The following is a 12,665-nucleotide window of genomic DNA, read 5'->3' as shown; positions in this document are numbered from 1 at the left end:
TCGATCGCGGCGGACAACCGCTCCCGCTCGTGCTCCATCGTGGCCGGCGTGGCTTGCCCGGGCTGGGGTCGGCCATGCCGGGCACCATTTCCGCGATGGTGCGGGTGGCCAGGCCCGCGGCGACGAAGTCACGCATGAGGGCGACCCGCGGGACGTGGTCTTCGCCGTACCGCCGCTGGCCGCTCGGGGTTCGTGCGCACACCAGCAAGCCCTGCTCTTCGTAGTACCGCAGGAGCCGCGGGCTCCACCGGGTTTCAGCGTGTCGCTCGCCCCGTCCAGGGGCACCGCCGGCACGGTGATCGGAGGACGGCGGGCGAGCCGCTCCTCGAGCTCCGCGTAGGCGGGATCCCCCGCGGCGAGGCCGAAGCTGTGGCGGTAGGCGTGGATCACGACGTCGACGAAGTCGGGGTTGTCGAACGACACGGCGGTCCGCTCGAAGGTCGCGTCGTCGAACTGCCAGTCCGGGGACCACTGCCGCCACAGCATGCGGCACAGTTCGCGCCGGTGGCCGGTGCGGCATTCGCGACCCCGCTCCGTCTGGAACAGGTGCTGGTACCGGAAAGCGTGTTCCAGGCCGGGCTCTTGGGCGTGCTTCTGCCCTTCGACGTCGATGACGTCGTAGCTCGCCAGGGAGATCAGGCCGGCCACGCGTTCGGGCCACAGGGCGGTGGCGACGCAGGAGGCGAGACCGCCCCAGTCGTACCCCCGTTCGGCCCCGATGACTACGCCGAACTGCACACCGAGGGCAGCATCGTCGCCCTTGTCACCAGCGCTGGGGTCGAGCGCTTCAACGACACCGGCAGGTCGGCGCACAGTCGACCCGCCTCGCTGCTGGAGATCCGCCGACTTCTGGCACGTCACCCGGAGGGTGCGGCTGAGCGGTGGGTGGTGCGGCGCAGCTCGCCCGGCGTCAAGCCGAAGCGCTTCTTGAACATCCGGCTGAAGTGGGCCGGATCCGTGATGCCCCACCGCCTTGCGGTCTGGCTGACCGGCTCCTCGACCGCGGTCGAGGAAAGCTCGCTGTAGACCCCTTGGAGCCGTTTCTCCCGCAGGTAACCGGCGATCGTCGTGCCGTCGCCGGCGAAGATCCGGTGTAGGTAACCCAAGGAGAGGTTGCACGCCGCCGCGACGTCGGCCGGGCACAGGTCCGGGTCACCCAGGTTGCGCACGATGAACGATTTCGCCATCGACAGGTTGACCAATGGCGGGTTGCCGCCGACTCCGTCCTCCGACATCAGTGCGACGTACATGCTGACCAAGGCCTGCTGGAGGGCCGGCTGCTGACTCGGGTTGGCCTCGGCGACCTGCCGGGACATCGAGGTGAGCAGCGCGGCCGCCGCGGCGCCGACGCCCGCCCGTGAGGAGAAAACCCGGGCGGTTTGCTCTTTCTGCAGCTTCTCCGGCAGCGGGAGCAGTCGCTTCGGCAGCAAGCAGATCGTGAACCCGAACTCTTCCGCGGTCCGGAAGCGGAACGGCCGGGAGCTGTCGTAGAGCAGGAGGTCACCGGTGTTCAGGGTCGCTGTCCGGCCGTCCTGCTCCATGGTCGCCTGGCCGTGGTCCTGGAAGAGGAGGTGCAGGACGCCGGGGTCGTCGACGCGGATGTCGCGGGCGCGCCGCTCGAACGTGTGCCGGGTGGCCCGGATCCGGCGCAGCCGGGTCTCGGCGACGCCGCGGCCGGCGACCCGTCCGCGCAGGACTTCGCCGGCCGGCTCCACGGCGAGCGGCACGAACTGGTCGCACACGGTCGAGCGCCAGAAGTCACCGCGCTCCGCCGGAGCCCGGTCCGCCGCGTCGATCTGGACCCAACCTGACATGGGAAAACAATGCGGCGGGTGCCGGGCCTTGTCAACTTCGCGCCAGGGTCACCGGGCGTTCGTGCACGGCAGTGACCTCGCCTTGACTCTCGCTATCCAAGGTCGCCGGTCACCGTTGACCCGCCCGGCGCCTCGCGCGTTCGATCGGCGGACACGACGCGGGCCGCGTCGATTTCCGATGAAGAGGAGAAACCATGGAGCTCCCCTCACGCAGCGAGATCGAAAGCCTCGCCGCCGAGCTGCGGCTGGGGATCGCGCCCGGGGACCTCGAGACGTACCACGCCGCGACGACCGGTCTGCTGGGCTCGTGGGGCACCGTCGACGACCTCTACGCCCGCGAGGTCGAACCCACAGCGCCGCGGCGTGAGTGGGCGGAGCCGGCCGTCAACCCGCTGGGCGCCTGGTACGTCACCACGGAGCTCACCAGCGGCGTGGCCGGGCCTCTGGCGGGCCGGCGCGTGGCCGTCAAGGACAACATCGCCGTCGCCGGGGTCCCGATGATGAACGGCTCGGAGACCCTGCGCGGGTTCGTCCCGCGCGTGGACGCGACCGTCGTCACCCGGCTGCTCGACGCGGGTGCGACCATCGCCGGCAAATCGGTGTGCGAGGACCTGTGCTTCTCCGGTGCTTCGCACACGGCCAAGACCGGGCCGATCCGCAACCCGTGGGCCCTCGACCGCACGAGCGGCGGTTCGTCCAGCGGCAGCGCCGCCCTGGTCGCCGCGGGCGAGGTCGACCTGGCGCTCGGAGGTGACCAAGGCGGCTCCATTCGCATCCCCGCCTCCTTCTGCGGGGTCGTCGGGCACAAACCGACCTTCGGGCTCGTGCCCTACACCGGCGCGTTCCCGATCGAGCAGACCATCGACCACCTCGGTCCCCTCGCACCCACGGTCGCCGGCGCCGCCGCCATGCTGACCGTCCTCGCCGGCACCGACGGCAAGGACCCCCGGCAGCCGGCCGGCATCGCGGGCACCGACTACCTCGCCGCGCTCGAGCAGCTGGACCGCGGCCTGCGCATCGGGGTGGTGACCGAGGGCTTCGACCAGGCGAACTCCGAGCCGGCGGTCAACGCCGTCGTCAGCCAGGCCGTCGAGCGCCTGACCGCCGCGGGCCACGCGGCCGAGGAGGTGTCGATCCCGTGGCACAAGCACGGCGCCGCGATCTGGGACGTCATCTCGGTCGAGGGCGCGACGTGGCAGATGGTGCAGGGCAACGCCTACGGCCTCAACTGGAAGGGCGCCTACGACCCGGACCAGATGGCCTTCTACGGCCGGCAGTGGCGACGGGACCCGTCGGCCTTCTCGGAGACGGTGAAGCTGGTCGCTCTCGGCGGCACCTACGCGCTGCGCAACGGTTACGGCGCCGCCTACGCCAAGGCCCGCAACCTCGAGCGGGTCCTGGCTGCCGCCTACGACACGGCTCTCGCCACCTACGACGTCCTGGTGATGCCGACGCTCCCGATCACCGCGAGCCTGATCCCGCCCGCGGACGCACCGGTCGACGAGATCATCGGCCGCGCCCTGGAAATGGTGTCCAACACCGCACCGTTCGACGTGACCGGCCACCCCGCCTGCTCGATCCCCGCCGGCCTGTCCGACGGCCTTCCCGTCGGGCTGATGGTCATCGGCAAGAAGTTCGACGACGCGGGCGTGCTGAGTGCCGCCCACGCCTTCGAACGCACCCTCGGAACGCTCACCGCACCCGATCACCAGAAGGAGCTCAGCGCATGAATGGAGTGTTCGACCTCGCCGGCACCGACGGCGTCGGTCCCGTGATCGTTCCCGAAGAGGAACCGGTCTTCCGCGCCGAGTGGGAGAAAGCCGTGTTCCCGATGTTCGCCATGTGCTTCCGGGCCGGGTTCTTCGGCGTCGACCAGTTCCGCCACGGCATCGAGCTGATCGACCCCGCCGTCTACCTGAAATCCCCGTACTACGAACACTGGGTCCACACCGTGGAGCACTTCGGCGAGCAGCTCGGCAAGCTCGACATGGCCGAGCTCGACCGCCGGACCGAGCACTACCTGGCCCACCCGGACGCCCCGCTGCCCGCGCACGAGGACGACCCCGAACTGCTCGCGTTCGTCGAAGCCGTCGTACCGGCCGGGGCCCCCGCGCAGCGCGCGTCCGACAAGCCGGCCCGGTTCAAGGTCGGCGACACCGTCCGCGTCGACCGGTCCGCGCCCAAGGGCCACACCCGCCGCGCCCGGTACATCCGCGGCGCCGTCGGCGAGGTGGTGCTCGCCCACGGCTCGTTCATCTACCCCGACACCGCCGGCAACGGCCTCGGCGAGAACCCCGAACACGTCTACACCGTCCGGTTCACCAACGAGGAGCTCTGGGGCGCCGACCACGCCGAACCCAACGGGTCGGTGTACTTCGACGTCTGGGACCCCTACATCGAGCTCGTCACTTCCGCACCCACGACCGCCGAAGGAGCGCACGCGTGAGCGCCAAGATCCGCACCCCGGAAGAGATCGCCGCCCGCGTCAAAGCGCTGGAGTCGATGCTCATCGAGCAGGGCGTCATGACGACCCAGGCCATCGACCGCATGGTCGAAATCTACGAGAACGAGGTCGGGCCCCAGCTGGGCGCCAAGGTCGTGGCCAAGGCGTGGAGCGACCCGGACTTCAAGGCCCGGCTCGTCGGGAACGCGTCCGAGGCGTGCAAGGAGCTCGGGATCAGCGGCCTGCAGGGCGAGGACATGGTCGTGGTGGAGAACACCGGCACGGTCCACAACATCATCGTCTGCACCCTCTGCTCCTGCTACCCGTGGCCGGTGCTCGGCCTGCCGCCGAACTGGTACAAGGACCCGCAGTACCGCGCCGCGATCACGCGGGAGCCGCGCAAGGTCCTGCACGAGGCGTTCGGTTTCACCGTCGGCGAGGACGTCGAGGTGCGGGTGTGGGACTCCAGCAGCGAGATGCGCTACTGGGTCCTGCCGCAGCGCCCGGCGGGCACCGACGGGTGGACCGAGGAGCAGCTGGCCGCCCTCGTCACCCGCGAGTCGATGATCGGCGTCGGCCCGGTCGCCGAGGTCGCCTGATGTCCGGCACGACCCTCCCGGCGCCGTATACCAGCGCCGTGGCCCTGGGCGAGGCACGCCGCGAGGTCGAGCACCTCGTCTGCGGGATGCCCGGCGGCGACCCGAGTTTCGACCACCCCTGGGAGATCCGGGCGTTCGCGATGGCCGTCGCCGCCCATCGCCGGCTCGGGTTCGACTGGTCGGCGTTCCAGGGTGCGCTGATCGCGTCCATTCAGGACTGGGAGCGCGCCGACGCCGCGAGCGAGTCCCCGTGGTCCTACTACGAACACTGGGTTTCCGCCTTGGAAGCGGTGCTGGCGAAGGCCGGCGTGCTCGACGCGGCCGACCTCGACGTCCAGACGAAGGAAGTCCTGGCGCTGCCGGCCAACCGCAACCACCACGAGGCGCACACCGAACCGATCGCCGTCGACCCCGCGCGTCACCCCTGACCCGGAAGGAACTGCCATGACACAGCGCATCGCCGTCGCGAACGGCAAGATCGCGACCACCAACCTCAGCATCGCGCTGACGGTTCTCGCCCTGCTCGGTGTTCTGTTCCTCCTGCAGGAGAACGGGTTCGCCCTCTCCCCGCAGGCGGCGCACTACCTGCACGAAGCCACCCACGACGCGCGGCACGCCCTCGGCGTCCCGTGCCACTGAGCGGCAGGGGACAGCTGATGGACACCGTTCCGATCGGCCGCACCCTCGGCTACGGCGCTCTCGCGGGCGCCGTGGCCGGTGGGGCCGGCGCCGCGACGATGTACTGGCTCGTCGAGCCGCTGATCCGCGCCGCGATCGCCATCGAGGAAGCCGGCTCCGAGCCCGAGGCGCACACCGGTCACGCGCAGGCCGCGGGGGAGGTGGTGACGCGCGGCGAGCAGGTCTCGTTCGGCCTGGCCACCGTGGTGCTGGTCGGGATCCTGATCGGGATCGCGTTCGCACTCGTCCACCGGTTCCTCCGGCCGAGGCTCCCCGGCAGTTCGACGGCGGCGTCGGTGATGGCGCTGGCGGGACTGGGCTTCGTCTCCTTCACCCTGACTCCGGCCATCGTCATCCCGGCGAACCCGCCCGCCGTCGGCGACCCGATGACCGTCGACGCCCGCACCCTCACCTACCTGGGGGCCATCGTGGGCGCGGTCGTTTTGACGGCGGTGATCACCGGCGTCGCGCGCGCCAAGAACCTGACGCCCGGGGCGCGGGCGGTGGCTGCCACATCGCTGGGTATCGCCGGAACAGCGGTCCTGCTCTGGGCCCTGCCGGACGTCGCCGACCCGGTACCGGCGGCCGTCCCGGCCGATCTGATCTGGCACTTCCGTGTCGCGTCGCTGGCGCAGATCGGGGTGATGTGGCTCGTTCTCGCCGCCGTTTTCGCGTTCCTGACGTTCGCCCGCCCGCGGCTCACTCCGGCGCCGGACGCGAGTCCGCGGAGCGCGGCCCGAGTCCGGTGACCGCGGCAGCGTCCGGGCCGCGGATCCGGATGTGCCGCGGCTGCTGCTGCGGGACCACCCGCAAACACCCCGATGTCGACCACGAGGGCATCGCCGCTGTCCTCGAGACCGCGATCGGTCCCGACGCGCGGCTGGTCCGCGTCGGCTGCCTGTGGGCCTGCGACCTGTCCAACGTCGTGGTCGTGAACCCGGCCGCCGACGCCCGCCGGCGAGGTGCCCGGCCGGCCTGGGTCACCCGGGTCAACACCGTCGAACGCGCCCACGCCCTCGCCGACTGGGTGCGCCGGGGCGGCCCGGGCACCACCGATCCGCCGGCAGAGCTCGGCGAAGTGCTGTCCGCGGCCGGGCTCCGGCGCGTCAGCTCCACCAACCGGTGAGCACCCCCTGCCTGCCGAACGTTCCGTCAAGGAGAACACCATGGAATCCGCGATCGAGCCCCGCCTCCAGTGCCCGCGCACCCTGTCGCGCCGGGTTCCCGACGACTACCAGCCGCCGTTCCCGATGTGGGTGGCCCGCGCCGAGGGCGCCCTGCAGCAGGTGGTGATGGCCTACCTCGGTGTCCAGTACCGGCAGGATGCGCAGCGCCCGGCCGCCCTCGCGGCACTGCGTCACATCGTCGGCACCTTCGACGGCGAGGACGGACCCGTTCAGCACGACCTCACCGACCACGTGGACAACCAGGACCACCACAACCTCATCGCCGTCGGGTACTGGAGCGACCCCGCCGCCTATTGCCGCTGGCTGCGCTCCGAGCGGGTCAAGGGGTGGTGGGAGTCCGACGAGCGGCTCGCCGATGGTCTCGGCTATTTCCGGGAAGTCCTGACGCCCCGGACCGACCAGTTCGAGACCCTCTACGCGTTCCAGGACGACCTGCCCGGCGTCGGAGGCGTCATGGGGGAGATCAGCGGGGAAATCAGCGAGCACGGTTACTGGGGCTCGATGCGCGACCGCATCCCGCTGTCGCAGACCGACTGGATGCAGCCCGGCGGCGACCTCACCGTCGTGTCCGGAGACCCGGACAAGGGAGGCAGGGTTGTCGTCCGCGGGCACGACAACATCGCGCTCATCCGGTCCGGTCAGGACTGGCGCGAAGCCGGGGAAGAAGAACGCACGCTCTATCTGGACGAGCTCCTCCCACCTCTCGAGGAAGGCATGGACTTCCTGCGGGACAACGGCGAGGCGATCGGCTGCTACAGCAACCGCTTCGTGCGCAGCATCGACCTGGACGGAAACGACCTCGACGAAAGCTACAACATCGGCCACTGGAAGTCGCTGGGACACCTCGAGCGGTGGGCCGAGTCGCACCCCACCCACCTGCGCATCTTCGTCACGTTCTTCCGTGTTGTGACCGGGTTGGAAAAGCTGCGCCTGTACCACGAGGTCTCGGTGTCCGACGGCGGAGACCAGACCTTCGAGTACATCAACTGCCACCCCCGGACCGGCATGCTGCGCGACGCCCACCGGCCGGCCGGCTCGTGACCCGTGTCCGACCGATTGCAGGACCTGCGGACGTCCTACGGTGGCTTCGTGCCAGCGGCCCGACGTCGGCCCGACCTTCAACCTCGTCCACGACTGGTTCGACGCTTTCGCCCGCGGCGACGACCGGCCGGCGGGCGAGTACCGCGACGGTGACTTCCCGGACCTCGACAACTCGACGCCGACGAACGGCAAACGCTGACAGATCTGGTGCGGCGAGTACTCGGGGTGTTCACCGGGTGGTGCCGACGCCGCCGTAGCCGAGTCGAAGGGCCATTCCCGGTGTGCGCAGCCGGGGTCCGTCCGGCCACCAGTCCTGCACGGTGGTCAGGCCGGGGTCGAGCAGGTCGTAGCCGTCGAACAGCCGCCGCAGCTCGGGGACACGGCGACACCGGACGCGCAGGCCGGAGTGGGTGTGCCACAGCTGTTCGATGGTTCGGGGCAGGTCGCGGTCGTCGTCGGGTTCGGCCCAGCCGCTGAGCGCGAGCACCGATCCGGGGGCGAGCAGGGCGCGGTATCCGGCGAGAGCCGCGCCGAGGCGGTGGTCGTCGAGTTCGTGCTGGACGCCGCGGGTCATCAGGACCGCGACCGGACGGCGGAGGTCCAGGGCCGAGCAGAGGTGCTCGCTGTCGAGCAGGCGGTGTGGGTCGAGGTGGTCGCCGGGCACGATGTGGGTGGCGTCGTTGTCGTCCAGCAGTGCTCGGGCGTAGCTGAGCAGCAGCGGGTTGGTGTAGGTGTAGACGACTTTCGCGTCGTGGTTGTACCGCTGGGCGACCTGGTGGGTGTTCTCCCGGGTGCGGGGCAGGCCGGCGGAGAGGTCGAGGAACTGGTCGATGCCGCGGCCGGCGAGGTGCCGCACGACCCGGACGTGCCAGGCGCGGGTCGCGCGCAGCAGTTCGGTGAAGCCGGGTGCCGCGTGTTCGAGGGCGGCGAGTGCTTCGCGGTCGAGGACGTAGTTGTCGGTGCCGCCGAGGGCCGCGTCGTGGATCCGCGCCGGCGAGGCGACCGGGCGCCGCCACGTCCGGGCGGTGAACAGGCCAGGGGGTAGTGCGAGTGTCATGCCGCGTACCTCCGGCATTCTGGTGGGGAATCGGAACAAGCTCGCATCGGCTGGCAGCCTAACAACTTCGGTAACGCCTGTGACCACTTCGAGGTGGACACGAAAGAATGGTTCACAGTCAATCGATGTCGACTGTGGGTGGGTCTCGGACAGGGAGGCTGGCCGAGGGACTCGCCGTCTGGGCTGTCTGGGCTTTCGGCTCGCTACTGACCGTCGCGGACGGCCGTGCAGGACGGGCAGCAGCCGGGGCGCGCCGCGGCCGAGCATCAGGTCCCGCGGGGGTGTTCAGGTCTGCCGGCGTCGCCCTGTGGCCGTCGACGGTCCCGCTGTCGGCGGACTCGACCGATTCCGTGCTGTGCAGATACTTCCCGGGCGGCGATGTGCCGGCCGGAGCCGTTGAGGCGCCGAGACTGCGAATGCCGGTCAGGGCAACGAGGTCGTCCCGATCACGGACAGCAGCTGCAGTTTTTCGTAGCTTTCGGTGCCCGGCGTCGCGGTGTAGACGTGCAGGGCGTGGGATTGCCCGGGGTCGATCAGCGTCTGGCAGTGCAGTTCGAGCCGGCCGACTTCGGGGTGGATGAAGGTCTTGCCTTCCTCCGGGTGGATGCCGATCTCGTGCTGTTCCCACAGCGTCCGGAACTCCTCGCTCCGTTCGAGGAGCAGTTCCACGAGACGGGCGGCCCGGGAATGCGGGCCGCGCAGGGTTGCGATCTCCCTCGCGCCCGAGGTGAACAGCCGGGACAGGAAGGCGTGGTCCTCGGTCGCGTACCGGTTCCGCGTGGCCGGGTCGGTGAACCACCGGTAGCCGATGCTGCGCGCGGGACCGGTGAACGAGGTCGTGTCCCCGGTGAGGGCAACGCAGAGCTCGTTCTGCCGGAGTGTTTCGCCGAGTTCGGTGACGATCTCCGCGGGGGTGTCGTCGAGGCGGTCGAGCACGCGCAGCAGACCGGGTCCGATGTGGTCGCTGGTGCTGCTGCGGGTGGGTGGGCGGTGGCCGGCGAGGCGGAACAGGTGATCGCGCTCGTCGAGGGAAAGGTGCAGGCCCTGCGCGATCGAGGCGATCATCTGCTCGGACGGGTGGGGGCCGCGCTCCCGTTCGAGCCGCGAGTAGTAGTCGGCCGACATGTGGCAGAGCGCGGCCGTTTCTTCCCGTCGCAGTCCGCTGGTCCGGCGGCGTGGCCCGCGGGGCAGCCCGACGTCCTCCGGTTGCAGGGCTTCCCGGCGGCGGCGGAGGAACTCCGCCAGGCCGGTCCGATCGATCTCCATACGCCGCCTTTCTCGTCGCTCTTCTTTCCTACCGTCGGGAGCACGGTCCGAGCCACGGATCGCCGATCCCCCTTTGCGCGGCGGGTGCCTCGCCCGTGACGCGCTTTCGGCACGGCGCACTCAGGCGGCGATGGTCGTCTTCGTCAGCTGCTCGGAGACCTCCCAAACGCGTGCGGCCTCGTCCGTGCTGCGCAGTCGCGAGTAGAGCTTCTGCTCGGCGGGTGGTCCTCCGACGCGTCCGGGCCAGCGCGGACCGTAGAAACCCCCGGGCTTGGCGCCGGGGTCCGTGGCGGCCATGAGCGCGGGCAGCTTGGCCGTCTCGACCGTGCCGACCAGGATGCCCTTCTCGGACAGGACGCGGATCACCCGCCGGCCCGTCACCTCCTCGCCGCGGCCCAGTTCGGGGCGCGCCGCGAGCAGGTTCGTCGGTGCGAGTCCCGGGTGGGAGAGGTTGCTGGTGATGCCCCAGCCACCCGCGCGGCTGCGCCGGTCGAGTTCCAGGCCGAACAGGCCCAAGGCGATTTTCGACTGGCTGTAGGCGCGCGTGCCGACGTAGCTGCGTTCCCAGTTCAGGTCGTCCCAGTTGATCGAGCCTTGGTTCGCGGCGATGCTCAGCTGCGAGGTCACCCGCGCGCGGCCGGCCCGCAGGAGCGGCAGCAACTGCGCGACGAGCGCGAAGTGACCCAGGTGGTTCGTGCCGAACTGCAGCTCGAACCCGTCGGCCGTGGTTTGCCGCTCCGGTGGCGTCATGACCCCCGCGTTGTTGATCAGGAGGTGAACCGGCCGCCCTTCGGCGCGCAGCGTGTCACCGAGTGCGGCCACGGATCCGAGCGAGGACAGGTCGAGCTCTCGCAGCGAAACCTTCGCGTCGGGTACGGAATCGCGGATCGTGGTGATCGCGGTCTCTCCCTTGCGCGGGTTGCGCACGGGCATGATCACTTCCGCTCCCGCCGCCGCGAGGCGCGCGGCCATACCCAGGCCCATGCCGTCGCTGGCGCCGGTGACGACGGCGAGTTTTCCCGACAGGTCGGGGGATGGTGATGTCGATGGCTGCCTTATTCAGGGACTGGTGATCCGCCCTTGCCCGAGCCGTCCTCTTCGGACGGCCGCCGACGCGTTGCTCGCCCACGCCGAAGCCGGGCCGCATTGGGTCGAGCGGGGAAGTCTCGGCGGCCCCGTTGCGCTGGAGCTGGCAGGATGTGGTGCAGGGGAGTCGTGCCGGGCGGACGCACGTTCCCTTCCCGGCCCGAGGATTGGACGCAATGGGACGCTCGTCGGTGTTCACTTTCCAGTACATCGCCATCGACACCGAGGCTGGTGTCACGCCGGAGGAGTTCGAGACTTTCGTGCGGGTTGCGCGGCGAGCGGACCGGGCAGTACCTGATGTTGTACGAGATCGAGAGCGCCGAGCAGCGCGACCGCTACGTCACGGCCCGGGGTGAGCAGACCGAGGCGGCCCTGCAGTTCTGGGCGCGGCACCCGGAGGCGGAGGCGGTGCTGGCGCGGTGGCGGCGGCTGGGCACCTACGGTGAGCTGCCGACGTTGTTCACCGACTACCGGCTGCTGGCCGACAATCCGCGGAGCACGGTCGCGCCCGGTCCCCGCTACCGCGATCGCCCGGGGGAGGAGCCTGTCGCCCGGGTCGTCGGGATCCACAACCTGGCGTTGCGCGCCGGGGTGACTTCCCGCACCAGCTCACTCCGCTCAGTCGTGGCCGTGAGCCCCGGCTGACCCTGCGCACGCTGGATCTCGGTCCGGTGCTGATCGGGTACGTCGGGTGGGGTGCGGACGTCGAGGTCGCCTGCGACTACCCGAGCGCCTACGAGGTCAACCTGCCGTTGACCGGTCATCTCGAAAGCCGGGGACGGCACGGCACGGTCACGTCGGTGGCCGGGCAGGCGACGATCTTCCGTGCCGACACCTCGTCGTTGATCAGCCACTGGGACGCCACGTGCACGGTGCTCGGCGTCAAGTTCGACCGCGACTGGCTGGACCGCGGGGCCGAACGGGTTCTGGGCGCCGAGCCGGTTCGCGTGGCCGGCGTGCTACCGGACCAGCTGCGCCTCGATTCCGGTGCGGGGCAGGACTGGCGGCACCTCGTCACGGGTCTTTCCTCCCACATGCCTGACCACCGCTTGTTCGGTGATCAGCCGATCGTTCGGCAGCAGCTGGCCGGTGCGGTGGCGGCGGGCTTCCTGCTCGCCGGCTGCCCCGACCTCGGCCGCGGGCCGATCGTCCGCCCGCGCGCGATCTCCCGGGTGGTGGACGCGGTTCGCGACGATCCGGCCCGGGCCTGGACCGCCGCCGACATGGCCGCTGTCGCCGGCACAACGGTCCGGAGGTTGCAAGAGAGCTTCCCAGAAGTGGGTCGGCTGCACGCCGACGGACCACCTCGTCGGTGTCCGGTTGCAACGTGCCCACGCCGACCTGCGAGCGCGCCCTGAATTGTCGGTCAGCGAGATCGCGGCCCGGTGGGGGTTCTCGAGCGCGAGCCGGTTCGCCGCGGCGTTTCGCCGGCGGTATGGCCATCCGCCGTCGCAAGCTCGCTGAGTCGGCCGAGGCTCCTCGCGGGATTCCTCG

At 70.5% G+C, this 12,665-nt stretch carries 16 protein-coding genes and 1 pseudogene; 12 read left to right on the top strand and 5 right to left on the bottom strand.

The genetic code is table 11. The features are described from left to right. Window positions 1–142 precede the first annotated feature (142 nt). A pseudogene (locus H4696_RS51520) lies at window positions 143–520 on the bottom strand (MerR family DNA-binding transcriptional regulator); the annotation flags it as partial. Between the two features lie 337 nt (window positions 521–857). Then, a complete protein-coding gene (locus H4696_RS16220) occupies window positions 858–1,814 on the bottom strand; it encodes an AraC-like ligand-binding domain-containing protein (RefSeq protein ID WP_086861304.1) in 957 nt (318 codons plus the stop codon). 194 nt (window positions 1,815–2,008) lie between these two features. Here H4696_RS16220 and H4696_RS16215 point away from each other — a divergent pair, with 194 nt between their 5' ends. From H4696_RS16215 to H4696_RS16175, 9 genes are read left to right on the top strand one after another with little or no spacing between them, the layout of a single operon-like run. Beyond that, window positions 2,009–3,544 (top strand): amidase, encoded by a 1,536-nt coding sequence (locus H4696_RS16215; protein ID WP_086861305.1) that lies wholly within the window; start codon window positions 2,009–2,011, stop codon window positions 3,542–3,544. Then, entirely contained in the window at window positions 3,541–4,260 is a 720-nt protein-coding gene (nthB, locus tag H4696_RS16210; protein ID WP_086861307.1) for a nitrile hydratase subunit beta, read from the top strand. Before H4696_RS16215 ends, nthB begins: the two co-directional genes overlap by 4 nt. Next, the gene (gene nthA, locus H4696_RS16205; RefSeq protein WP_086861309.1) at window positions 4,257–4,856 is read left to right on the top strand and encodes a nitrile hydratase subunit alpha; all 600 of its coding nucleotides are present in this window, start codon (window positions 4,257–4,259) and stop codon (window positions 4,854–4,856) included. The genes nthB and nthA overlap by 4 nt, the downstream gene beginning before the upstream one ends. Beyond that, the gene (locus H4696_RS16200; RefSeq protein WP_086861310.1) at window positions 4,856–5,284 is read left to right on the top strand and encodes a nitrile hydratase accessory protein; all 429 of its coding nucleotides are present in this window, start codon (window positions 4,856–4,858) and stop codon (window positions 5,282–5,284) included. The genes nthA and H4696_RS16200 overlap by 1 nt, the downstream gene beginning before the upstream one ends. A gap of 16 nt (window positions 5,285–5,300) precedes the next feature. Continuing rightward, window positions 5,301–5,495 carry a CbtB domain-containing protein gene (locus H4696_RS16195; RefSeq protein WP_086861312.1) on the top strand — a complete coding sequence of 65 codons (195 nt, stop codon included), beginning with the start codon at window positions 5,301–5,303 and terminating at the stop codon, window positions 5,493–5,495. A 17-nt stretch (window positions 5,496–5,512) separates the two neighbouring features. Then, entirely contained in the window at window positions 5,513–6,283 is a 771-nt protein-coding gene (locus H4696_RS16190) for a CbtA family protein (RefSeq protein WP_086861314.1), read from the top strand. Continuing rightward, the gene (locus H4696_RS16185; protein WP_211299705.1) at window positions 6,280–6,660 is read left to right on the top strand and encodes a hypothetical protein; all 381 of its coding nucleotides are present in this window, start codon (window positions 6,280–6,282) and stop codon (window positions 6,658–6,660) included. The genes H4696_RS16190 and H4696_RS16185 overlap by 4 nt, the downstream gene beginning before the upstream one ends. 40 nt (window positions 6,661–6,700) lie before the next feature. Then, on the top strand, window positions 6,701–7,762 hold the full coding sequence (gene oxdA, locus H4696_RS16180) for an aliphatic aldoxime dehydratase (RefSeq protein ID WP_086861315.1): 1,062 nt from the start codon (window positions 6,701–6,703) through the stop codon (window positions 7,760–7,762). A 40-nt stretch (window positions 7,763–7,802) separates the two neighbouring features. After that, complete coding sequence (locus tag H4696_RS16175; protein WP_158104326.1) at window positions 7,803–7,961, top strand: hypothetical protein; 159 nt, start codon at window positions 7,803–7,805, stop codon at window positions 7,959–7,961. A gap of 30 nt (window positions 7,962–7,991) precedes the next feature. Here H4696_RS16175 and H4696_RS16170 read toward each other — a convergent pair whose 3' ends face one another. The 3 genes from H4696_RS16170 to H4696_RS16160 form a co-directional block, all read right to left on the bottom strand. Continuing rightward, window positions 7,992–8,819 carry an SAM-dependent methyltransferase gene (locus H4696_RS16170; RefSeq protein ID WP_158104327.1) on the bottom strand — a complete coding sequence of 276 codons (828 nt, stop codon included), beginning with the start codon at window positions 8,817–8,819 and terminating at the stop codon, window positions 7,992–7,994. Between the two features lie 423 nt (window positions 8,820–9,242). Next, window positions 9,243–10,085, bottom strand: coding sequence for a helix-turn-helix transcriptional regulator (locus H4696_RS16165; protein ID WP_086861319.1), 843 nt, complete (start codon window positions 10,083–10,085; stop codon window positions 9,243–9,245). A 120-nt stretch (window positions 10,086–10,205) separates the two neighbouring features. Further along, window positions 10,206–11,144 (bottom strand): SDR family oxidoreductase, encoded by a 939-nt coding sequence (locus H4696_RS16160; RefSeq protein ID WP_086861321.1) that lies wholly within the window; start codon window positions 11,142–11,144, stop codon window positions 10,206–10,208. Between the two features lie 324 nt (window positions 11,145–11,468). Between H4696_RS16160 and H4696_RS16155 the strand changes: the two genes are divergently transcribed. The 3 genes from H4696_RS16155 to H4696_RS50085 are packed head-to-tail and all read left to right on the top strand — an operon-like array spanning window position 11,469 to window position 12,635. Further along, a complete protein-coding gene (locus tag H4696_RS16155; protein WP_225955708.1) occupies window positions 11,469–11,816 on the top strand; it encodes a hypothetical protein in 348 nt (115 codons plus the stop codon). After that, window positions 11,813–12,529 (top strand): cupin domain-containing protein, encoded by a 717-nt coding sequence (locus H4696_RS16150; protein WP_225956760.1) that lies wholly within the window; start codon window positions 11,813–11,815, stop codon window positions 12,527–12,529. Before H4696_RS16155 ends, H4696_RS16150 begins: the two co-directional genes overlap by 4 nt. Then, the gene (locus H4696_RS50085) at window positions 12,492–12,635 is read left to right on the top strand and encodes a helix-turn-helix domain-containing protein (RefSeq protein WP_225955707.1); all 144 of its coding nucleotides are present in this window, start codon (window positions 12,492–12,494) and stop codon (window positions 12,633–12,635) included. Before H4696_RS16150 ends, H4696_RS50085 begins: the two co-directional genes overlap by 38 nt. Window positions 12,636–12,665: the final 30 nt, after the last annotated feature.

The organism is Amycolatopsis lexingtonensis (assembly GCF_014873755.1).
GTDB classification, from domain to species: domain Bacteria; phylum Actinomycetota; class Actinomycetes; order Mycobacteriales; family Pseudonocardiaceae; genus Amycolatopsis; species Amycolatopsis lexingtonensis.
This window is presented reverse-complemented; position numbering and strand designations above follow the sequence as displayed.

Bases quoted from the DNA above. Each gene is read 5' to 3' on its own strand.
- H4696_RS16220 (WP_086861304.1), bottom strand. From the start codon at position 1,814: ATGTCAGGTTGGGTCCAGATCGACGCGGCGGACCGGGCTCCGGCGGAG.
- H4696_RS16215 (WP_086861305.1), top strand. From the start codon at position 2,009: ATGGAGCTCCCCTCACGCAGCGAGATCGAAAGCCTCGCCGCCGAGCTG.
- nthB (WP_086861307.1), top strand. From the start codon at position 3,541: ATGAATGGAGTGTTCGACCTCGCCGGCACCGACGGCGTCGGTCCCGTG.
- H4696_RS16200 (WP_086861310.1), top strand. From the start codon at position 4,856: ATGTCCGGCACGACCCTCCCGGCGCCGTATACCAGCGCCGTGGCCCTG.
- H4696_RS16195 (WP_086861312.1), top strand. From the start codon at position 5,301: ATGACACAGCGCATCGCCGTCGCGAACGGCAAGATCGCGACCACCAAC.
- H4696_RS16190 (WP_086861314.1), top strand. From the start codon at position 5,513: ATGGACACCGTTCCGATCGGCCGCACCCTCGGCTACGGCGCTCTCGCG.
- oxdA (WP_086861315.1), top strand. From the start codon at position 6,701: ATGGAATCCGCGATCGAGCCCCGCCTCCAGTGCCCGCGCACCCTGTCG.
- H4696_RS16170 (WP_158104327.1), bottom strand. From the start codon at position 8,819: ATGACACTCGCACTACCCCCTGGCCTGTTCACCGCCCGGACGTGGCGG.
- H4696_RS16165 (WP_086861319.1), bottom strand. From the start codon at position 10,085: ATGGAGATCGATCGGACCGGCCTGGCGGAGTTCCTCCGCCGCCGCCGG.
- H4696_RS16155 (WP_225955708.1), top strand. From the start codon at position 11,469: ATGTTGTACGAGATCGAGAGCGCCGAGCAGCGCGACCGCTACGTCACG.